Source organism: Hyphococcus sp., from assembly GCF_965267305.1.
Lineage (GTDB): Bacteria > Pseudomonadota > Alphaproteobacteria > Caulobacterales > Parvularculaceae > Hyphococcus.
In genome coordinates this window covers 3,526,360-3,546,001 of the sequence record NZ_OZ253945.1, presented here as the reverse complement: position 1 = coordinate 3,546,001, position 19,642 = coordinate 3,526,360, and the positions used below count along the sequence as shown (strand labels likewise).

Sequence of the window (19,642 nt, the reverse complement as noted above, 5' to 3'; positions counted from 1 at the left end):
CGTGTTCAAGTTCTCCGATCTGCCGCAACCAGTCCTGCGCAGCCTTAACGGGCTCTGGCGCAGGCGCTGGCTTGTGGTCGCCGTCGCATGGGCGGCGGCGCTGATCGGCTGGCTCGCGGTCTGGCTCATCCCCGACAAATACGAATCCCGCGCGCAAGTCTTCGTGCAGACGGAGACCATCCTTGAACCGGTGCTCAATGGCTTTACGGCGCGTCCGGATTACTCCCGGCGCGTCGAAGTCATGCGCCTGCAGCTTTTGACGCGGCCGAATGTGGAAGAGATCATTCTCCGCTCGGGCCTCGACAAGACGATCGAGGCGAGGACGCCGATCGAACGCCGCGCCAAGATGCAGAACATGGTCGACTGGGTGGCGGGCCAGATCAACATCGAAAGCCCGCGGGAGATGTATTTCATCATCTCTTACAAAAACAGCGATCCTAAGATCGCCCGCGCCGTCGTTGACGCGGTTCTTAATATGCTGATCGAACAGGATCTCGGCGCAAGCCTGACGGAAAGCGAAGCGGCGCGCCGCCGGCTCGATCTTCAAATCGAGCAATATGAAGAAAAGCTTGTCGCAAACGAGCACGCCGTCGCAGCCTTCCGCGCCGAGCACGCCGCTGAGCTCGTCTCGCTGCAGGGAGAAACCCGCCAGCGTGAGTTAAAGCAGAACGAGATTGTGCGCGTCAGCGATGAACTCGAACGCACTAAGGGCCGGGTTTTGACCTTGCAGAACCTGATCTCAGCGACGCCGCGCCGCGCGTCCGGGGGCGAACTCGACCGGTTAAAAGTCGAACTCGCGGCGCTGCGCAGCCAGTATGAGGAAAATCATCCGGACATTCGCGGCGTTCTCGCGCGCATCGAAGAAATGGAAAAGGAAAACGCCGCCCTCTCCGCCAATCCGGAATATGTCCGCCTGCAATCCGAGCTTCGTGTCGCACAGGATTCCGTTAGAGCGCTCGAAGCACGGGAGCTGCGCCTCAAGGAAGAACTCGACAATCTGGACTTCGCCGCTGGTCAGGCCCCAGCGGTGGAAGCCGAGCTTCGTCAGATCGTGCGCGAATATGAGCAGACACAAAAAACCTATGAGGAATTGCTATCGCGCCGCGACCGGCTCGACCTGACGCGCAATCTCGGCGCGGCGGGACGCGGCGTTGAATATCAGGTTTTCGAATGGCCAGCGCAGGCCTTAGAGCCGAGCGATCCGCCGCGCCTCCTGCTCATTCTGGGCGTGTGCATCGCCGCCATGGGCGCCGGCGGCGCCGCCGCGCTGGGGCTCAGCTTCCTCGACAAAAGCTATACGCAGGCGAGCGAACTGCAGACTGCCTTCGGCCTGCCAGTTCTCGGCGCCATCAGCGAAACGCCCTCCGAAGAGATATTCGCAAACCGCAAACGCGACCGCATGCGCCTTGCCATGGCAAGCGCGGGCTTTATCGCAGTCGCTGCGCTTTATGCATACCTCACCGTCTTCCGCCTGCCGTCAACGGACCCTGCGCTTGATAAAGCCGCCTACGCATTTCCGTCAACCGCGGAGGCGGCATCATGAGCATCGTTGAAAAAGCCGGCGCCAACGTCCTCAAAACTGATTTCGGAAAGAAGGACAAAAAGAAAAAGAAAGACAAGAACCGCGTCGAAGAGATGGCGGAAACGCCGCAGCCCGGCCCCGAAAAAATCGATCTCGATTTTGCAGCACTGGCAAGGCGCGGGTTTTATAACCCCGATGACCGTTCGAGCCAGCTCGCTTTGGAGATGCGTGCGGTGAAGCGCCGCCTCCTTCGCCGCATCGGATATCTGAGATCAAGCGGCGAGCGCCAGGCGTTCCGCACCCCCGGAAAACAGCGCAATATGATCCTCGTGACCTCAACGCGCGCCGGCGAAGGCAAGACATTCACGGCAATCAATCTGGCCTTCAGCCTGGCATTCGAAGACCAGATCGAAACCTTACTGATCGATGCGGACCTGTCCCGCCCGAAAGTTCGCGACAGGCTGAACCTGCCCGAAGCGCCGGGGCTGCACGACCGCCTCCTCAATCCGAAACTCGACGCCGAGAGCCTTGGCTGGCGGCTCGCCTCGGCGCCGCTGACCATCATGCCCGAAGGCGCCCGCGCGGAAAGGCCCACGGATCTCTTTTCGACGGCGCGCGCGCAAGAGATGTGGACCTCGCTGTCGACCGAAAAGCCGCAGCGTCTTGTCATCATCGACGCGCCGCCTGTGCTCGCGGCGACCGATGCGGTGATGCTGGCGAAGTACGCCGATGAAATCGTCTTTGTCATCGAGGCGAACTCAACGCCCGAGGCCGCCGTGGCCGCAGCTGTCGACGAACTCATCGACATCAACCCGAATGTCAGCCTGATGCTGAACCGCTGCCAGATCGGCGCAGGCGGCGCCCATTACGGCTCTTACGAATATTACGACCGGAGCGACGCGACAGCCGCGCCCGCCGGCAAAGACAAACCCTCAAGCGAAGGATAGTCCCATGGGGAAGAAAAAATCCAATCCGGCCGTGACGCCGCGCATGAAGACGGCGCTGCTCGCCAGCGCCAGTCTCGGCGTCTTTGCGACAGCGTCGCTCGCCCAGGTCGACAATCCAGATGCCCCTTTGCAAATGCGGACCGATTATTTCGGCTACGCCGTCAGCGCCTCGGGACGGGTGGGCTATTCGGACAATATCAACCTGCAGCGGTCCGGCCTTGAGGAAGACGAGTTCGTTCTTTCGACCCTCTTTTCTGGCGGCGCCATTTATTCGACGCCGCGGGTCACGGCGCTTATTATGGGCGATCTCGATTTCTCCTATCTTATCAATCAGAGCGATTTCGCCATCAACCAGAACATCGCCGCGACAAGCACCTTCACTGGCGTCGAGAACTGGCTTTATTTCGATCTCTCCGGGTCGACGTCACGCCAGCTTCTGGGCGACCAGGCGCGATTTTCCGGCAACATCAATGCAGGACGCAACCAACGCGCCAATGTCCATTCCTATTCGGCGAGCCCTTATGTCTTTCATGAATTCGCAGACGATTCGAGCGCGGAGCTGCGCTACCGTTTCTCGCAAGTCTTCGTTGACGAGACAAATTCGCTGTCTTCGTTCTTCACCGGCAATTCCGTTAACGATTCGATCACGCATGAAGTGCTCGCCCAGTATGACACCGGACGGAAACTCGGCCGTGCTCGCCTGGCTCTGAACGCATATGGCAGCGACACGACAGAGGACGGGATCAGCATTTTCCCGGACATCGGTTACAGACAAGGCTATCTTTCCGCCGACATGCAATTCTCGCTGACAGACCGCTTCGCCCTTTCCGGCGGGATCGGGTATGATGAGGTGGAGACACAAGGCGCGGCGGCGGCCTTCTTTAGCGACTCCGATCTCTCCGGCTTTTTCTGGCGCGCGGGCTTTACAGCGCGGCCTGGCCCGCGCTCATCGGTGCGGATCGAATATGGCGAGCGCTATGGCGATGATTTCATCGATGCGAGCGCGCGATACCAGATTTCCCAGCGCTTCGTTTTCTCCGCAGGCGCGAGCCGGTCTTTCCGCACGCGGGCGCAATCGGTCTCCTCGCAGTTCCGCACCACCCAGCGTGAAACGCTCGAATTCGCAGATCGCCTGCGCGAAGGCCAGGAATTGTCCGCGCGCAGCGTCATTGAAGCTGCAAACTGGTTCTCTTCCGGCCGTAATTTCGGCAACGCCCAGACGAATGGCGTGTCGGTGTCTGACTCGGCTTTTGCCTCGCTCACCGGCGATTTCGATCTGACCGAGCTTTCTCTCAACGGTTTTTATTCCGAAGACGATTTCGGTTACCGCCAGATCGAGACCTATGGCGGCAGTCTCAATCTCCGCCGCCGCATGGCGCGGCGCCTGACGGGCTACACCTCCGTCCAGTATCGCCGGGCGGACACCACATTTGACGCCGCAAGCTGCATCGCCAATCCGCTCATCTTCGGCCTCGACACCATGGACCCGCTGTTTGATCCGGTGACGAGCTGCGCTTCGCTGGCGGCCCAGAACGGCGTTACGCACACCGTGATCGGCCAGATCGGCGCATCATACAGGATTTATCAAAACGCCTCTGTCTTTGCAGAGATCTCGCATACGGAGCGTTTCTCTCCCAACGCCCTGCTTGAGTATGATGAGAATAACATTCTCGCGGGGATCACCGTGGACTTCTAAAAATGTATGAAGAGTATTTTCGCCTTTCCGACGCTCCGTTCCGGCTGAACCCGGATCCGCGCTTCTTTTATGGCAGCCGCAGCCATAACAAAGCGATGGCGTATCTCCATTACGGACTGAAACAGGCGGAAGGCTTCATCGTCATCACCGGTCCCGTGGGTGCGGGCAAATCCATGGTGATCGGCCACCTTTTGGACCAGCTCAACGCGTCAAACATCGTTGCGGCTAATCTACTGACATCGAATATTGAACCGGAAGATCTCCTAAGCCAGATTCTCTCTGCATTCAGGATCGAACCCGAAGGCGAAGGCCGCACGGGCGAAATCGAAGCCTTTGAGGATTATCTTTTCGACCAGCTCAATCGCGGCCGCCGCGTTCTTCTGATCATCGACGAGGCGCAGAACCTTCCCTTCAAGACGCTGGAAGAGCTGCGGATGCTTTCCAACATTGATTACGAGGGCACGCCGCTGTTCCAGGTGTTTCTGGTGGGGCAGCCGGAGTTCCGAACGATCATGGAACAACCCGACATGGAGCAGTTGCGCCAGCGCGTGATTGCTTCCTATCACCTTGAGACTCTCTCCGAAGAGGAAACCCGCGACTACATCCTGCATCGGCTGGCGGTCGCCGGCTGGCGGGAGGACCCAACATTCACCGCCGGGGCCTTCAAAGCCATTCACGAAGAAACGTTGGGCCTGCCCCGGCGCATCAACACCCTCTGTAACCGGCTGATGCTTTATTGCTCGCTTGAAGAAAAGCACGAGGTAACCGCCAAAGTGGTCGCGACTGTCTGCGCAGAACTGAAAGAAGAAAAACTCGAATCGCGTAAGCCGGCCGCCGCCATGCCGCCTGTCGCCAAAATCGAGGAAGAGCTGCCGGATGAAGAAGCGCCCGCTGAGGAAAGCTCTACGGAAGAGCATGTTGAAGATGAGGTCGTCTCTGAAACAGTTGCACATCAAGAAGTCGAAATTTCCGCCGGAGACGAACCTTCTGACGGAGACGCTGATGAAAAGATTGTTTCGCTGGAGAGTGAACGAGCGCGCATGAGCGCGGCGGCCCAAGAACCGGAGATGGAGGAAACGGTGGACGAAGAAAAACACGAAGCCACGGCGCCTTCCTCTATGAGTGTTCTCGACCGCTTGCGCGCGAAGAAAGATACGGGCGCGCGTCACGAAGCAACGCTTACCGATGTGGCGAGCGCCATCCGGGCCGCAAGCGAAGGCGCGGCGCCCGGGATCGAGGAAAGCAGCGCTGCTGCAGAGAGCGATTTGACGGATGCGACGAGAGATGTCAGCGAGTCGGCATGGCGCTCCGCAATCGTCCGCTCCATTGACGAGACCCGTGAGGAACTGAAGCGCGCAAACTCCAATGTGGTGAGCCTCAGTCGCTCGGTCAGCGCCGCCGAAGAACGCCGCAAGGAGCGCCGTTCGAAAATCGCCGCCAGTCTTGGGCGCGCCGAAGCGCTGCTCGATGAATTGCGATCGGCTGAAGGCTGAGCCACGCCTCGCGAAGGGAACCATGAACGCCGCTGACGGCATATCCCGGCCCCGCTTCGCCCTCTCCGTTGATGTCGAAGATTATTTTCAGGTCTGGGCGTTTTCCAGCGTCGTCAAGCGGGAGTCCTGGGATGGCTACGCTTTGCGCGTGGGCGATAATACGCGGCGCTGTCTCGACCTTTTCGATGCGCATGACGCCAAGGCGACGTTCTTCACCCTAGGCTGGGTGGCGGAGCGCGATCCTGATCTCATCAGGGAAATCGTCGGGCGCGGGCATGAGCTAGCAAGCCATGGCTACGACCACACGAAAGTCACCGAACAGACCCGCGATCAATTTCTGGCTGATGTAAAGAAAACGAAGGCGCTGCTGGAGGACATTTCCGGCGCGGACGTCATCGGTTATCGCGCGGCGGGCTTTTCCATCGGCAAGGAGACTCCCTGGGCGCATGAAGCGTTGGCGCAAGCGGGACATCGTTATTCTTCCAGTACGCATCCCATCGCCCATGATCATTATGGCGACGCGCAAGCGCCGCAATCGCCTTACGAAACCGCCGGGCTTATTGAAGCGCCGGTCGCGACAGTGAATTTTTTAGGGAAACGTTTGAGCGCCGCCGGGGGCGGCTGGTTCCGCGTGGCTCCCCTCGCTTTTTCAAAAGCGCTTCTTTCCAAGGCTGCAAAAACACTTGAAGGTCCGGCGATCTTCTATTTCCACCCGTGGGAAATCGACCCTGGCCAGCCGCGCCTCAATCGCGCGCCTTTGAAGTCGAAGCTCCGGCATTATCTCAATCTCGATCGCATGGAAGCAAAACTCGCGAAAACGCTGGATGGGTTTTCATGGGGCCGCATCGACGACGCCCTAGGGCTGCGGCCATGACCGCACTCGCCGCCATAACGCAGGGCGACGAGCTTTCCCTCACCTGCGAAACGCAATGCGACGCCGCGGAATGGAATGCGTTTGTGCGCGGACATGAGGCGGGAACGTTCTTTCATCTGTCAGGATGGGGCAAAGCGGCGAAGGCCGCGTATGGCTACGATACATATTACATCGCAGCGTGCAAGAACGGCGCGCTGGCTGGCGTTTTACCCATCACCCATGCGAAAACGCCGCTACTCGGCGCATCGCTGATTTCAAGCGCTTTCTCCGTCGGGGGCGGTCCCCTCGCCAGCGATGAAGAAACCCGTCAGGCGCTGCTCGCGACGGCTGCACAACTCGGCGCAGAAAAAAAAGTCCGTTACATAGAATGCCATTCGGATTTCGAGGCGCAGGGCTGGCTTGCCAAAACCGGAACGCACGCCGCTTTCGAAACGGCGCTCATTAAAGACGAAAAACAAGCGCTCGCCGCCATCCCGCGCAAACGCCGCGCAGAAATCCGCAAGGCCCTGAACGCGGCGGAGAAAGGCGACCTCGCTGTCCGCCACGATGGCGAGCGGGATTTATTCTACCGGCTTTACGCCCGGTCCCTGCACCGGCTCGGCACGCCTGTTTTTCCCAAGCGGTTTCTCAACGCGCTGCTCGACGCCTTCACGAACGAAACGGAAATTTCCGTTGTCGAACGCCATGGCGAACCCGTCGCCGCGCTGGTGAGTTTTTATTTCAAGGATACCGTCCTACCCTATTATGTCGGCGCTTCGGATATAGCGCGTGAAACCCCCACCTTCGATTATCTCTATTGGGCGGTTATGCGCCGCGCGTCGGAAAAGGGCTGCACAAAATTCGACTTTGGCCGCAGCAAGATCGACAGCGGCGCCTACGATTACAAAAAACTCTGGGGGATAGAGCCCAAGCCGCTCACTTACCGCATAAAGCTTGTGGGAGACGATGCTCTTCCCGACATCAATGCGGACAATCCGAAATTCGCCTTGTTCTCGAAAGCATGGCCGCACCTCCCCGCCTTCGCCGCCAACCGGCTGGGCCCTTTGCTGGCGCCGAATTTTCCATGAAACCGGAAATACTGTTTCTCGTGCACCGCATCCCTTTTCCGCCGGACAAAGGCGACAAAATCCGGTCGTGGCGCATCCTGAAATTCCTCGCAGAGCGATGCCACGCTCATCTCGCTTGTTTTGCGGACGATCCGAGAGATCTTTCCCATCGGGATTTTCTGGAAACGCTCTGCGAAAGCGTCACAATTGTAACTTTGGACCCGAAAGCCGCGCGCCTTAAGAGCGTAAGGGGATTGCTGAACGGCGCGCCATTGAGCCTGTGCTATTTTTCCAGTGCGAAGATGGCGGCGGCGGTGCGCGAACTTCGCAAGCGCCCACTTGTTGCTGAAATCGTGTTTTCCTCCTCCATGGCGCCCTATATTGAAAAGCCGGTTGAGGGCCGCAGGCGCATTGTCGACTTCTGCGACGCCGACGCGGAGAAATGGCGCGATTATGCGAAAGACGCCAAAGGCCCGATGAAAGTCATCTATGCGCGCGAAGCGAAAGCGCTGGCGCGCAAGGAAATCGAAATTGCAGGCTGGGCCGATGCGAGTTTTGCCATCAGCGCGGAGGAAGCTGCGATTTTCAATGCGCGCGACGGCATGAAAAATCAGGTTGATTGGTTTTCGAACGGTGTCGACGCCCGCTACTTCGATCCCCTCTCCGCAGACCCGTCGGCCACGCCGGCGCATGACTGCGTCTTCACCGGCGCCATGGATTACCGCGCCAATGTGGACGGGGTTTTACACTTCATCAAAAGGGTGTGGCCCGCAGTGCGACGAGCGAAACCGGGGATAACTCTCGCCATTGTCGGCGCTAAGCCCGTTGCTGCGATCAGGGCGCTCGACGGAAAAGACGGCGTCACGGTCACCGGCCGCGTGCCGGATATCCGCCCGTGGCTTGCGTCAGCGAGCGTCGCCGTCGCGCCTTTGCGCGTCGCGCGCGGGCTGCAGAACAAGGTGCTCGAAGCCATGGCCATGGCGAAACCCGTCGTCGCCACACGAGAAGCCATGGAAGGCATCGCTGCGCCGCGCGATGCTGCTTTGACGTCGACGTCAGACGACGCGATGGCTGCGTCGATCGTCGCGCTGCTCGACGATGCGCAAGCGCGCGAGCGCATGGGCCGGGCGGCGCGGCATTTCATTCTGACCCATCATCAGTGGGATCAGGCGTTGAAGCCTCTGGAAGAGAAACTCAAGGCGCTCGGGCTTTAGGTTGGGGCTTCGAGGCTATTTCTTCCGCTCTTCCGCGAGCACCTTTTTGACATAAGCGTCGATATCGACCTCGCCGGAAATGCGTCCCTTGATCTGCTCGCGCACCTTTGACGGCAAACGCGCGGGATCTGTCGGTCCCGCGCTTTTGATGGTTGCGCGGATGAGGGCTTTCAGGTCTTCCTCATCCTCGGGCTTCCATTTTTTGTCGGTCATGATCGAGCCTTAATTGAGCAGCGCCCCCGCCGGCGGCGCGTCGGGGCGCGACCCGCCCAGCGAAAACGCATCGCGTCCGCCGACGGACTTCCCGTTGATCGTCAGCCCGTTTTCATCGGTGGAAATCGCCAACGTTTCGCCATCGCCGATTTCACCGGAGAGAATAAGCTCGGCCAGCGGATCCTGCAATTTCTTCTGGATGACGCGCTTCAGCGGACGCGCCCCATAGACGGGATCGTAGCCATTGTCGCCAAGCCAGTGGCGCGCCTTGTCATCAAGATCGAGGGTGATCTTGCGGTCGGCCAGAAGCTTTTGCAGGCGGGCGACCTGAATGTCGACGATCTGATCCATGTTCCCGCGCGACAGGCGGTGGAACAGGATGATCTCGTCGAGACGGTTGAGGAACTCCGGACGGAATTTCGCGCGGACCGCCTCCATCACCTGCGGACGCACCGCATCGCTATCCTCGCCTTCCGGCTGGTTCGCGAGATATTCGGCGCCAAGGTTAGACGTCATGATGATGAGCGTGTTCTTGAAGTCGACCGTGTGTCCCTGCCCGTCGGTGAGGCGCCCGTCGTCGAGCACCTGCAACAACACGTTAAAGACATCCGGATGCGCCTTTTCGATCTCGTCAAAAAGGACGACCTGATAAGGCCGCCGGCGCACGCGTTCGGTCAGAACGCCGCCTTCCTCATAACCCACATAGCCTGGCGGCGCGCCGATGAGGCGGGCGACCGAGTGTTTCTCCATGAATTCCGACATGTCGATCCGCGCAATCGCGGTCTCGTCGTCGAACAGGAATTCGGCGAGCGCTTTTGTGAGCTCGGTCTTACCAACGCCGGTGGGCCCGAGGAAGAGAAACGAGCCCATAGGCCGGTTCGGGTCTTTAAGCCCGGCGCGCGCACGGCGCACGGCGGCGGAAACCGCTTCCACCGCTTCATGCTGACCGACAACCCGTTTGCCGAGCGCCTTGTCCATGGCGAGCAATTTCTCACGCTCGCCTTCAAGCATCTTGTCGACCGGAACGCCTGTCCAGCGCGACACGACAGCGGCGATGTTTTCGTCATCGACGACTTCGTGCACGAGCGCTTTGGAATTGTCGGCCTCTTTTTCTTCGTTCGCCTGAAGCTGTTTTTCGAGCGCAGGGATTGTTCCGTATTTCAGCTCCGACGCTCGGGCGAGATCGCCCTTGCGCTCCGCATCCGCCAGTTGCTGGCGTGCAGCGTCGAGGATTTCTTTGACCTTGGTCGCCGAGGCGAGGCTTTCTTTTTCCGCTTTCCAACGCGCCGTCAGGTCCGCGGATTTCTGCTCAAGCTCCGACAATTCTTTGTCGAGCTTTTCGAGACGATCTTTCGAGGCGCGGTCGTCTTCCTTTTTCAGCGCTTCGCGCTCGATCTTCATCTGGATGATGCGGCGGTCGAGCTCGTCGAGTTCTTCGGGTTTGGAATCCACTTCCATGCGAAGGCGCGACGCCGCCTCGTCCACCAGGTCGATGGCCTTGTCGGGCAGGAAGCGGTCGGTGATGTAGCGGTTCGACAGGGTCGCCGCGGCGACGATGGCGCTGTCGGAGATGCGCACGCCGTGATGAAGTTCGTATTTCTCCTTAAGGCCGCGCAGGATCGAAATCGTGTCCTCGACCGTCGGCTCGTCCACGAAGACCGCCTGGAAACGCCGGGCGAGCGCCGCGTCCTTCTCCACATATTTTCGGTATTCGTCGAGGGTCGTCGCGCCGACGCAGTGAAGCTCGCCACGCGCCAGCGCCGGTTTCAAAAGGTTCGAGGCGTCCATGGCTCCGTCGGATTTGCCGGCGCCCACAAGCGTGTGCATCTCGTCGATGAAGAGGATGATTTTACCGGCGGCGCCAGTGACCTCGTTCAGCACGGCTTTCAGCCGCTCTTCGAATTCACCTCGATATTTCGCGCCGGCGATGAGCGCACCCATGTCGAGCGCGAGAAGCGATTTGTCTTTCAGGCTTTCGGGCACGTCACCATTGACGATGCGGAGCGCCAACCCTTCGGCGATGGCGGTCTTGCCGACGCCGGGTTCGCCGATCAGCACCGGATTGTTTTTGGTCCGGCGCGAGAGCACCTGCATGGTGCGGCGGATTTCTTCGTCGCGGCCGATGACGGGATCTAGCTTGCCTTCGCGGGCCGCTTCGGTGAGGTCGCGGGCGTAGCGCTTCAGCGCATCATAGGCCTGCTCGGCGGAGGCGGTGTCAGCCGTGCGGCCCTTGCGGATGTCGTTGATCGCCTGATTGAGTTTCGCAGCGGTGACGCCGGAATCTTTAAGGATTTTCGCAGTCCCGGCGCTCGCTTCCACCGCCAGCGCGGTGAGGAGCCGTTCGGCGGTGACGAATTTGTCGCCCGCTTTCTTGCCGATCTCCTCGGCGGACGCGAACACCTTCGCGGTCGGCGGCGCCATGTAGAGCTGCCCGCCCCCGCCTTCAACTTTGGGCAGCTTGCCGAGCGCCTCATCGGTCAGTTGCAGGGCCTTTTCCGGCTGGCCGCCAGCGGCGCGAATGAGGTTCGCGGCTAAGCCTTCCTGGTCGTCCAGGAGCGCTTTCAGGATATGTTCGGGGGTGAATTGCTGGTGGCCGTCCCGCAGGGCGATGGTTTGCGCGGCCTGAATGAGACCGCGGGCGCGGTCCGTGTAGTTTTCAAATTGCATCTCGACCTCGGCTTGAGCGTCAAAAGGTTAATAGCGCCCCGTTTGCGGCGACGCCTTGTTCTACCTCAAAATGGGTGGCGAACGCCCAAGATCAAGCTGCTGCGGCAAATTTTCAGCCGCTTTAAAGGCCGCCCAACCTCAGCCGGAAAGCCATTTTTCCCGGTTGAGCCCCCGAATCAGGAGCCACAACATCAGCGTCCCCTCGCCCAGCAGCGCCGGCAGGATGACGACATAAAGTCCCGCGTTAGGGACGCCGAAATAGCCCCAATCGAGGATCTCGTTGAACCCGTCGATGATGTAGCCCCCACCGGCAATCATCACCAGAATTCCGATCAGGGATGGCAGGAAAGACGACCGGATCACCAGATATCCGAGCAGCAGCAAATGCAGGCCAAAAAAGATCAGCGTCAGGGTGAAGCCGGTATTGTGGCTCCCGAGAAAATAATAGGGCCAGGCGGCATCATTGATCGCCGCCAGCGCGCCCGACGGGTCGGATGCGCCAGCAAATTCAAGCGCGCTCACAAGATTCAGAAGCACGCCGATCTGCGCAACTGTGTAGGTCAGGCGAAACAGCGCCGCCAGCAGCGATAAATGCGGATCGGTTTTCTGGAGGATGAGATACAGCGCCCATGAAATGAAAACATCGCAAATGAGCACAACGAAAAACGCCGCGATGGCGAGGCGGTAGAGACTTTCATTCGACGCGATATTCGCCGCCGTCGTCGAAGCGTCGCCGCTGACGATCAGTTTCGACAGAACGAAAAAATTCGCGAAGATCGCGAAAACGAAAATGAGAAGATAGTTGAAGCCAGCAAAACGGGCGTAGGTTTGTGGCTTGGTGATCTCCATCTGCCCCATGTTCCCCTCTCCTTTTATTTTTTAAATCAACCCCGCCTATATCAGTCCCGCCAGCGGGCTCGACGGATCGGCGTAGCGTTTCTTCGGCATGCGGCCCGCGAGATAGGCTTCGCGGCCCGCGATAACAGCGTGTTTCATGGCGCTCGCCATCAGGATCGGGTCTTTGGCTTCTGCAATCGCGGTGTTCATCAGAACCCCGTCGCAGCCGAGCTCCATGGCGACCGCCGCGTCCGACGCCGTGCCGACGCCAGCATCCACAATGACGGGCACGGAGGATTGCTCGACGATGAGGCGGATATTCACCGGGTTCATGATCCCAAGCCCCGACCCGATGAGCGACCCCAGAGGCATGATGGCGCAGCAGCCTGCGTCTTCGAGCTTGCGCGCATAGACCGGATCGTCGGAGCAATAGACCATGACATCGAAGCCTTCCTTGATCAGAAGCTTCGCGGCGCGCAGGGTTTCCTCCATGTCCGGATAAAGCGTCTTCTGGTCGGAAAGCACTTCGAGCTTCACCAGCTCCCAGCCGCCCGCCTCGCGCGCTAAACGCAAAGTTCGAATGGCATCCTCGGCGGTGAAGCAACCGGCGGTGTTCGGCAGATAGATGTATTTCTCCGGGTCGAGATAATCGACCAGCATGGGCTTGTCTTTGTCGGTGAGGTTCACCCGGCGCACGGCGACTGTCACCATTTCCGCGCCCGCGGCCTCGGCGGCCTGCGCGTTCTCCTCATAGGTTTTGTATTTGCCGGTGCCGATGATGAGGCGGGAGTTCAGCTTCCGCCCCGCGACTTCCAGAATATCCGTCATCTTCAAACCCTATCCGCCGCCCACGAACTGGACGATTTCGATCTTGTCCCCGTCTGAGAGCGCCGTCTCGCCGAAAAGCGACTTCGGGACGATTTCGAGATTGCGTTCCACGGCGATCTTGCGGGGTTGGAGATCGAGCGCCGTGAGGAGCCCCGCCACGGTGATCGGGCCCTCGAACCGCCTTTTCTCGCCATTCACGGTAATATCCATGAAAATTCAATCTCTTCAGTCTATTGCGCCAGAGAAAGGCCCGTTTTACTAGGGCGCTCGCGCCTCTTTCGGGCGCAAGATGTATTCAGGCGCGGCGGGCCCCGCAAGGAAGACAGGGCGAAAACATGGCTTCGAAGACGATCTATGTCCTCAATGGCCCCAATCTCAACCTCTTGGGGACGAGAGAGCCCGAAATCTACGGCAAAACCACCCTCGCCGACATCGAAGCGGCGGTGAAGGCGAAGGCCAAGGAATTGGGCTTTTCCGTCGAATTCCGCCAGTCCAACACCGAAGGGACCCTTGTGGACTGGGTGCAGGAGGCGGCCGCCAAGGGGGCCGGGCTGATCATCAATCCCGGCGCCTACACCCACACCTCCATCGCCCTCCTCGACGCCCTCCAGGCGGCGAAGCTGCCGAAGATCGAAGTCCATCTCTCCAACATTCACGCCCGAGAAGCCTTCCGGCGCCACTCGGTGACAGCCGCGGCCGTCGATGGCGTGATGATGGGGCTTGGCGCGCCGGGCTATCGTTTGGCGCTCGAAGCCCTTAAAAGCCTAGTGGAAAGCCGCGCGGCCTCCTGAGAGCCGCCTTAAAGCGGCGCGTTGCATCTAAAGAAGCGGGAATCGCATGTCCGAGAAGAAAGACCAAAAAGAACATGGGGCGGAAGCCGCATGGATTCGCGAACTCGCCGGGATCCTTGAAGAAACCGGCCTTACCGAAATCGAGATTGAAAAAGACAATACGCGCCTGCGCGTTTCTCGCCAGGGCGGCGTTGCGGCTTTCGCCGCGCCGCCGCCTGTCGCCGCGCCCTCTGCGCCGGCCGCCTCCTCTGCGCCCGCTGCATCTGCGCCGGCGCCGACAGCCAGTCATCCAGGTGCCGTGAAATCGCCTATGGTGGGAACCGCCTATCTTTCGCCCTCGCCCGGCGCCGATCCCTTTGTCCGCGAAGGCGCGCAAGTAACCGAAGGCCAGACGCTGATGATCGTCGAGGCCATGAAAACCATGAACCCCATCGCCTCGCCGCGTTCGGGCAAGGTGACGAAAATTATCGTGTCCGACGCCCAGCCGGTGGAGTTCGACGAACCCTTGCTGATCATCGAATAAGCGGGGTTGACGGATAGCCATGTTCAACAAGGTCCTGATCGCCAATCGCGGTGAAATCGCCCTTCGCATTCACAGGGCGTGCAAGGAGCTCGGCATTTCCACGGTCGCGGTGCATTCGACCGCCGACGCGGACGCCATGCATGTGCGCCTCGCGGACGAGAGCGTCTGCATCGGTCCGCCTGCGCCGAAAGACAGCTACCTGAACATTCCCGCGATCATTTCAGCCGCGGAAATCACGGACGCCGACGCCATTCACCCGGGTTATGGGTTCTTGTCCGAGAATGCGCGCTTTGCTGAGATCGTCGCCGCGCACAATATCACTTTCATCGGTCCGAACCCGGAGCATATCCGCGTGATGGGCGACAAGATCGCCGCCAAGGAGGCGGTTGGCAAGGCCGGCATTCCGCTGGTGCCGGGCTCCGACGGCGCCGTTCTTTCCTACGAAGACGCCCGCGAAGAGGCCGAGAAAATCGGCTATCCGGTGTTGGTGAAAGCCGCAGCCGGCGGCGGAGGGCGCGGCATGAAGGTCGCCAAGACTGCGGCCGACCTTTCGGAGGCGCTTTCGACCGCAAAAGCCGAGGCCAAGGCCGCTTTTGGCGACGACGCAGTTTATCTGGAAAAATATCTGACCCTGCCGCGCCATATCGAACTGCAGATCATCGCCGACAGTCATGGCAATGTCGTCCAGCTCGGCGAACGCGACTGCTCGCTCCAGCGCCGCCACCAGAAAGTGCTCGAAGAAGCCCTGTCGCCGGCGCTGACGGATAAAGAACGCGTCAGAATCGGCGAGACGGTCAGGAAAGCGATCGAAAAGATTGGTTATCTGGGCGCGGGTACAATCGAATTTCTCTACGAGAACGGCGAGTTTTATTTCATCGAGATGAACACCCGCCTGCAGGTGGAGCATCCAATCACGGAACAGGTGACGGGCGTCGATCTCGTGCGCGAGCAAATCCTTGTGGCGGCCGGAAACAAACTGTCCTTCAAGCAGGAAGAGATCGTTTTCAAAGGTCACGCCATCGAATGCCGCGTGAACGCCGAAAACCCGCGCACTTTCCGCCCCTCGCCCGGCGTCATCACCCAGTTCCATCCCGCTGGAGGCCCGGGCGTGCGGTTCGATTCGGCCGTCTATACGGGTTACAAAATCCCGCCTTATTATGACTCCATGATCGGCAAGCTGATCGTCTATGGCGACGACCGCGCCCATTGCATCGCACGCCTCAAGCGCGCTCTTTCGGAAATGGTTTTTGTGGGCGTGGAGACGACCGTCCCCCTGTTCATGGAGCTTGTGGATGACCCCGCCTTCAAGACGGGCGACTATCACATCCACTGGCTCGAAGAGTGGCTCGCCGAAAAGGACTAATCTAGCGTCCGCTGGAAGCGCATCAGCGCAATTCCTGCAAGCACCAACAGGATCAGGACTAGCGGGCCCAGATCGCCCTGAATATCGGCGAGGCCCGCCCCTTTCAGCATGATTTCCCGGACCATGCGCAGAAAATGCGTGTTGGGAATGCCTTCGCCGATGGCGCGCGCCCAGAACGGCATGGCGCGAAACGGAAACATAAACCCGGATAAGAGAATTGACGGCAGAAAGACGAAAAACGTCATCTGCATCGCCTGCATCTGCGTCTTCGCCACGGTCGAGATAAGATAGCCGAGCATCAGATTGGTCAGGATGAAAATCGAAATAACCAAGAGAAAGGCAAGCACATCCCCGGTGAACGGAATGCCGAATACATAACGAGCGGCCAGAATAATAATGGTCGCCTGGATCGCCCCGACAATAATGTAGGGCGTCGTCTTGCCGATCATGATTTCAAGCGGGCGCACGGGCGACGACAGCAGCGCTTCATATGTGCCGCGTTCGCGCTCGCGGGTGAGCGCAATCGACGTAATCATGGTCATGGTCATGGTCAGGATGACGCCGAGCAGCCCCGGCACGATGTTGAAGGCGGTCACGCCCTCCGGATTGTATTGCCGGTGAATGACGACATTATAAGGCGTCGCGCCGCCGCGCAGCTTGCCGGGCAGCCTTTCGAGCTCCGGCTGAAAAGCCCGGCGGGCGATTTCATTGAGCGCGCCGATGACCCCAGACGCAGCGACCGGGTCGGAGGCGTCGGCCGCGATGAGAATCTCCGGACGCTCGCCGCGCACGAACTCCGTTTCAAAATTTTCCGGAATGACAATGAGAAAATTCACCTTGCCGGAGCGCAGGAGTTCTTCGCCCTCCGCATCGGTGCGGACGATGTCCGTGATTTCGACATAAGTCGACTGCCGGAGCGACGCCAGAAGGCTGCGCGTCAGCGGCCCGTCGTCGCGCAGCTCCACCGCCGCCGGCAGATGGCGCGGATCGGTATTGATGGCGAAGCCGAAAAGCGCGAGCTGCATCACCGGCACCATGATCATGATGGCGAAGGTGGGCCGGTCCCGGCGCATTTGCACCAGCTCCTTGATGAAGACGGCGGCGATCCGCGAGAAGGATATCATGCGGCCGCCCCCATGCCGAAATTATCATCGCTTCCCGCCATCAGATAGATGAAAGCTTCTTCGAGCCCCGCTTCGATTTCCTGTATCCGCACACCGTCCCCGTCCCGAACGCGATCGACGGCGGCGGCCAACCTCTCGCGATCCTTGCCGCAGACATGAATGGAAGCGCCGAAGCGCGCGAGAATGTCGACGCCAGGCGCATCTTTCAGGATCGATGAAAGTTTTTCGAGGTCGCCATTGTCGATCTTGAAGGCGTGAAGCCCGAGCCGTTCCGATATTTCAGCGGTCGGCGCGTCGAGAAGTTTTTTGCCGTAGGAGATATAGGCGATGCGGTCGCATTGCACCGCCTCATCCATGTAATGCGTTGAAACCAGCGTCGTCACGCCTTGGCGCGCATAGGCGCGGATCGTATCCCAGAAATCGCGCCGCGCTTTCGGATCGACGCCAGCGGTGGGTTCATCGAGCAGCAGCAATTGCGGCTCGTGGATCATGCAGGCGGCGAGCGCCAAACGCTGTTTCCAACCGCCGGACAAACTGCCCGCAAGCTGTCTGGCGCGGCCTTCAAGCCCGAGAGATGCAATCGCCTCATCGACGCGCTGCCGCATGCGATCGAGCCCGTAGAGACGCGTAAAAAATTCCAGGTTTTCGCGAATGCTCAAATCTTCATAGAGCGAAAAGCGCTGGGTCATGTAGCCCACATGGGTCTTGATCTCAGTGCTCTCATGAAGGACGTCATAACCGAGACAGGTGCCTTCGCCTTCATCGGGTTTCAGAAGACCGCAGACCATGCGAATCGTCGTCGTCTTGCCGGAGCCATTGGGCCCGAGAAAGCCGTAAATCGACCCGCGCGGCACTTTGAGATCGAAATGGTCGACAACCGTCTTGTCACCGAACCGTTTGGTCAACCCGCGCACATCGATGACCGGTTCGCCGTTCATGGGATTGAAATGTCCACGGGCAGCCCCGGCCGCAGTCCTTCGGGCGCTAGCGGCCGCGCTTCAACCAGAAAGACCAGCTTGTCGCGTTCATCGAGGCTGTAGATCACCGGCGGCGTGAATTGCGGTTCCGCCGCGACATAGGTGACGCGCGCTTTCAGGCCGCCATCGCAGCCGTCGCACCGGAAGCTCAGTTCCTTGCCTGGCGCAAAGGAAGACAGTATCCGTTCCGGGGCATAAAATTTCAGCTTCAGATTATTCGGCGGCAACAGCGCGACGACAGGATCGCCGGCGGCGGCGACTTCGCCTGCCCGCCGATAAATCCGTTCGATGCTTCCCGCCTGCGGCGCCGAGACCGTAAGATCGTCTAGGCGTTGCTTCACAAAACCCGCCTGCGCTTCAACTGACTGATAATCCTCTTGCGCCGCCTCTTTTTCAGCGCGCGCGCGTTCGAGCTGCGCCTCCGCCGCCGTCAACGCCGCTCGATCTGAATCGAACCGCGCCTTTGCGACATAACCGTCGCGATAAAGTTTTTGCGTGCGGCCGAAATCCGCAGACACCCGGCTGAGATTTGCTTCAGCTTCCGCGACTGCTTTGGCGAGAGACCCGCTGTCTTCAGAGCGTTTTTCAGCGGCCTTCGCCGCCGCCTCGGCCTGCTCGGCTTGATAGAGCACCTTGTCAGCTCTCATGCGGAACAAGACAGCGCCCGCCTCTACCCTGTCGCCTTCATTGACCAGAATATTCTCGATGGCGCCCCCCTCCTGCGGCGCCATGTAAAGCGTCTCCGCCTCTACATAGCCGGTGAGGCGACTCTCGGACGCCTTGGAGCAGCTCACAAGCAGCGCTGCCGCGCTTATGACAATAATGCTACGCGTCACGCCGCCCTCAACCCGTTCAGTAAAATATCCATATGCGCTTCGACACGTTCAGCGGGATTAAGCGGCCCAGGATCGCCATGAAGAAAATGCGTGTAAAAGCCGTGAATGAAAATCGGACCGAGAAGCATGCGCGCGGCGATGTTCGCATCGCACGGTCTGAAAAGCCCTCGCCCCATCCCCGCTTCAAGAAGCGTCTTCACGGCGCCGAGCCCCTGCTCCACAACATTCTCCCGATAGAATGCGGCAAGGTCCGGATAACGGCCCGCCACGGAAAGAACGATGCGCGGCACGGCGAATTTTTTTTTGTCGCTTGCCAGCTGGGTCAGAGCCGCCGCCATCATGCGCAAAGACGCCGCCGGGTCTTCGACGCCCGCGTCAGCGACCGCGCGAAGATTACGCGCCACCGGCGCCACTTCGCGCTCGATGAGCCCGCGCAGGATCGCATCCTTAGTCTCGAAATAAAGATAGACGCCGGCTTTCGAGAGCTGCGCCGTCTTCGCGACATCCTCTACTCTCGCTGCGTCAAAGCCGTCCCGTTCGAAGACTTCCAGCGCAGCATCCAGAATCTCTTCCGGCCGGCTTTCGGCGCGCCGGCGCCATTTTGGATTCTGTCTGGCCAGGTGGCTCATAAGGGGGACAGTCACTAACTAACCCGTCAGTCATATACTAATCGCCCTTAAGAAATCAATAA

At 59.8% G+C, this 19,642-nt stretch carries 19 protein-coding genes; 10 read left to right on the top strand and 9 right to left on the bottom strand.

Annotated features, from left to right (window positions below; genetic code table 11):
* The first annotated feature begins 1 nt into the window (after position 1).
* The 7 genes from ACQY5P_RS17135 to ACQY5P_RS17105 are packed head-to-tail and all read left to right on the top strand — an operon-like array spanning position 2 to position 8,792.
* Positions 2-1,543 (top strand): XrtA system polysaccharide chain length determinant, encoded by a 1,542-nt coding sequence (locus ACQY5P_RS17135; RefSeq protein ID WP_428408089.1) that lies wholly within the window; start codon positions 2-4, stop codon positions 1,541-1,543.
* Positions 1,540-2,469 carry an AAA family ATPase gene (locus ACQY5P_RS17130; RefSeq protein ID WP_428408088.1) on the top strand — a complete coding sequence of 310 codons (930 nt, stop codon included), beginning with the start codon at positions 1,540-1,542 and terminating at the stop codon, positions 2,467-2,469. Before ACQY5P_RS17135 ends, ACQY5P_RS17130 begins: the two co-directional genes overlap by 4 nt.
* A gap of 4 nt (positions 2,470-2,473) precedes the next feature.
* Positions 2,474-4,165 (top strand): hypothetical protein, encoded by a 1,692-nt coding sequence (locus ACQY5P_RS17125; RefSeq protein ID WP_428408087.1) that lies wholly within the window; start codon positions 2,474-2,476, stop codon positions 4,163-4,165.
* Between the two features lie 2 nt (positions 4,166-4,167).
* Positions 4,168-5,658, top strand: coding sequence for an XrtA/PEP-CTERM system-associated ATPase (locus ACQY5P_RS17120; protein WP_428408086.1), 1,491 nt, complete (start codon positions 4,168-4,170; stop codon positions 5,656-5,658).
* 22 nt (positions 5,659-5,680) lie between these two features.
* Positions 5,681-6,532 carry an XrtA system polysaccharide deacetylase gene (locus ACQY5P_RS17115; RefSeq protein ID WP_428408085.1) on the top strand — a complete coding sequence of 284 codons (852 nt, stop codon included), beginning with the start codon at positions 5,681-5,683 and terminating at the stop codon, positions 6,530-6,532.
* The gene (locus ACQY5P_RS17110; RefSeq protein WP_428408084.1) at positions 6,529-7,599 is read left to right on the top strand and encodes a FemAB family XrtA/PEP-CTERM system-associated protein; all 1,071 of its coding nucleotides are present in this window, start codon (positions 6,529-6,531) and stop codon (positions 7,597-7,599) included. The genes ACQY5P_RS17115 and ACQY5P_RS17110 overlap by 4 nt, the downstream gene beginning before the upstream one ends.
* Positions 7,596-8,792: a TIGR03087 family PEP-CTERM/XrtA system glycosyltransferase gene (locus ACQY5P_RS17105; protein WP_428408083.1), complete on the top strand. Its 1,197-nt coding sequence runs from the start codon at positions 7,596-7,598 to the stop codon at positions 8,790-8,792. The genes ACQY5P_RS17110 and ACQY5P_RS17105 overlap by 4 nt, the downstream gene beginning before the upstream one ends.
* A gap of 15 nt (positions 8,793-8,807) precedes the next feature.
* Here ACQY5P_RS17105 and ACQY5P_RS17100 read toward each other — a convergent pair whose 3' ends face one another.
* From ACQY5P_RS17100 to thiS, 5 genes are all read right to left on the bottom strand, one after another.
* Positions 8,808-9,005: a hypothetical protein gene (locus tag ACQY5P_RS17100; protein WP_428408082.1), complete on the bottom strand. Its 198-nt coding sequence runs from the start codon at positions 9,003-9,005 to the stop codon at positions 8,808-8,810.
* A 9-nt stretch (positions 9,006-9,014) separates the two neighbouring features.
* Positions 9,015-11,672 (bottom strand): ATP-dependent chaperone ClpB, encoded by a 2,658-nt coding sequence (gene clpB / locus ACQY5P_RS17095; RefSeq protein WP_428408081.1) that lies wholly within the window; start codon positions 11,670-11,672, stop codon positions 9,015-9,017.
* A gap of 138 nt (positions 11,673-11,810) precedes the next feature.
* Complete coding sequence (locus ACQY5P_RS17090; protein WP_428408080.1) at positions 11,811-12,530, bottom strand: DUF4386 domain-containing protein; 720 nt, start codon at positions 12,528-12,530, stop codon at positions 11,811-11,813.
* A 36-nt stretch (positions 12,531-12,566) separates the two neighbouring features.
* Entirely contained in the window at positions 12,567-13,337 is a 771-nt protein-coding gene (locus ACQY5P_RS17085; protein WP_375207176.1) for a thiazole synthase, read from the bottom strand.
* A 9-nt stretch (positions 13,338-13,346) separates the two neighbouring features.
* Positions 13,347-13,547: a sulfur carrier protein ThiS gene (thiS, locus tag ACQY5P_RS17080; RefSeq protein WP_428408079.1), complete on the bottom strand. Its 201-nt coding sequence runs from the start codon at positions 13,545-13,547 to the stop codon at positions 13,347-13,349.
* Between the two features lie 125 nt (positions 13,548-13,672).
* Here thiS and aroQ point away from each other — a divergent pair, with 125 nt between their 5' ends.
* Genes aroQ through accC form a run of 3 tightly spaced genes read left to right on the top strand, consistent with a single transcriptional unit; the run spans position 13,673 to position 16,014 of the window.
* Complete coding sequence (gene aroQ / locus ACQY5P_RS17075) at positions 13,673-14,128, top strand: type II 3-dehydroquinate dehydratase (protein WP_428408078.1); 456 nt, start codon at positions 13,673-13,675, stop codon at positions 14,126-14,128.
* Positions 14,129-14,174: 46 nt separating this feature from the next.
* Complete coding sequence (accB, locus tag ACQY5P_RS17070) at positions 14,175-14,651, top strand: acetyl-CoA carboxylase biotin carboxyl carrier protein (RefSeq protein ID WP_428408077.1); 477 nt, start codon at positions 14,175-14,177, stop codon at positions 14,649-14,651.
* Between the two features lie 19 nt (positions 14,652-14,670).
* The gene (gene accC / locus ACQY5P_RS17065) at positions 14,671-16,014 is read left to right on the top strand and encodes an acetyl-CoA carboxylase biotin carboxylase subunit (protein WP_428408076.1); all 1,344 of its coding nucleotides are present in this window, start codon (positions 14,671-14,673) and stop codon (positions 16,012-16,014) included.
* On the opposite strand, the gene ACQY5P_RS17060 is transcribed toward accC, so the two are convergent.
* Genes ACQY5P_RS17060 through ACQY5P_RS17045 form a run of 4 tightly spaced genes read right to left on the bottom strand, consistent with a single transcriptional unit; the run spans position 16,011 to position 19,580 of the window.
* Positions 16,011-17,138, bottom strand: a complete 1,128-nt coding sequence (locus ACQY5P_RS17060; RefSeq protein ID WP_428408075.1) for an ABC transporter permease — start codon at positions 17,136-17,138, stop codon at positions 16,011-16,013. The genes accC and ACQY5P_RS17060 overlap by 4 nt on opposite strands.
* Positions 17,135-18,076 carry an ABC transporter ATP-binding protein gene (locus ACQY5P_RS17055; protein WP_428408074.1) on the bottom strand — a complete coding sequence of 314 codons (942 nt, stop codon included), beginning with the start codon at positions 18,074-18,076 and terminating at the stop codon, positions 17,135-17,137. Before ACQY5P_RS17055 ends, ACQY5P_RS17060 begins: the two co-directional genes overlap by 4 nt.
* Positions 18,073-18,951: an HlyD family secretion protein gene (locus ACQY5P_RS17050; protein WP_428408073.1), complete on the bottom strand. Its 879-nt coding sequence runs from the start codon at positions 18,949-18,951 to the stop codon at positions 18,073-18,075. The genes ACQY5P_RS17055 and ACQY5P_RS17050 overlap by 4 nt, the downstream gene beginning before the upstream one ends.
* Positions 18,948-19,580 (bottom strand): TetR family transcriptional regulator, encoded by a 633-nt coding sequence (locus tag ACQY5P_RS17045; protein WP_428408072.1) that lies wholly within the window; start codon positions 19,578-19,580, stop codon positions 18,948-18,950. The genes ACQY5P_RS17050 and ACQY5P_RS17045 overlap by 4 nt, the downstream gene beginning before the upstream one ends.
* Positions 19,581-19,642 lie beyond the last annotated feature (62 nt).

Coding starts and splice junctions, on each gene's coding strand:
- clpB (WP_428408081.1), bottom strand. CDS start 11,672: ATGCAATTTGAAAACTACACGGACCGCGCCCGCGGTCTCATTCAGGCC.
- ACQY5P_RS17115 (WP_428408085.1), top strand. CDS start 5,681: ATGAACGCCGCTGACGGCATATCCCGGCCCCGCTTCGCCCTCTCCGTT.
- ACQY5P_RS17055 (WP_428408074.1), bottom strand. CDS start 18,076: ATGAACGGCGAACCGGTCATCGATGTGCGCGGGTTGACCAAACGGTTC.
- ACQY5P_RS17105 (WP_428408083.1), top strand. CDS start 7,596: ATGAAACCGGAAATACTGTTTCTCGTGCACCGCATCCCTTTTCCGCCG.
- ACQY5P_RS17085 (WP_375207176.1), bottom strand. CDS start 13,337: ATGACGGATATTCTGGAAGTCGCGGGGCGGAAGCTGAACTCCCGCCTC.
- accB (WP_428408077.1), top strand. CDS start 14,175: ATGTCCGAGAAGAAAGACCAAAAAGAACATGGGGCGGAAGCCGCATGG.
- ACQY5P_RS17090 (WP_428408080.1), bottom strand. CDS start 12,530: ATGGGGCAGATGGAGATCACCAAGCCACAAACCTACGCCCGTTTTGCT.
- accC (WP_428408076.1), top strand. CDS start 14,671: ATGTTCAACAAGGTCCTGATCGCCAATCGCGGTGAAATCGCCCTTCGC.
- ACQY5P_RS17120 (WP_428408086.1), top strand. CDS start 4,168: ATGTATGAAGAGTATTTTCGCCTTTCCGACGCTCCGTTCCGGCTGAAC.
- ACQY5P_RS17100 (WP_428408082.1), bottom strand. CDS start 9,005: ATGACCGACAAAAAATGGAAGCCCGAGGATGAGGAAGACCTGAAAGCC.
- thiS (WP_428408079.1), bottom strand. CDS start 13,547: ATGGATATTACCGTGAATGGCGAGAAAAGGCGGTTCGAGGGCCCGATC.
- ACQY5P_RS17130 (WP_428408088.1), top strand. CDS start 1,540: ATGAGCATCGTTGAAAAAGCCGGCGCCAACGTCCTCAAAACTGATTTC.
- ACQY5P_RS17125 (WP_428408087.1), top strand. CDS start 2,474: ATGGGGAAGAAAAAATCCAATCCGGCCGTGACGCCGCGCATGAAGACG.
- ACQY5P_RS17110 (WP_428408084.1), top strand. CDS start 6,529: ATGACCGCACTCGCCGCCATAACGCAGGGCGACGAGCTTTCCCTCACC.
- ACQY5P_RS17045 (WP_428408072.1), bottom strand. CDS start 19,580: ATGAGCCACCTGGCCAGACAGAATCCAAAATGGCGCCGGCGCGCCGAA.
- aroQ (WP_428408078.1), top strand. CDS start 13,673: ATGGCTTCGAAGACGATCTATGTCCTCAATGGCCCCAATCTCAACCTC.
- ACQY5P_RS17060 (WP_428408075.1), bottom strand. CDS start 17,138: ATGATATCCTTCTCGCGGATCGCCGCCGTCTTCATCAAGGAGCTGGTG.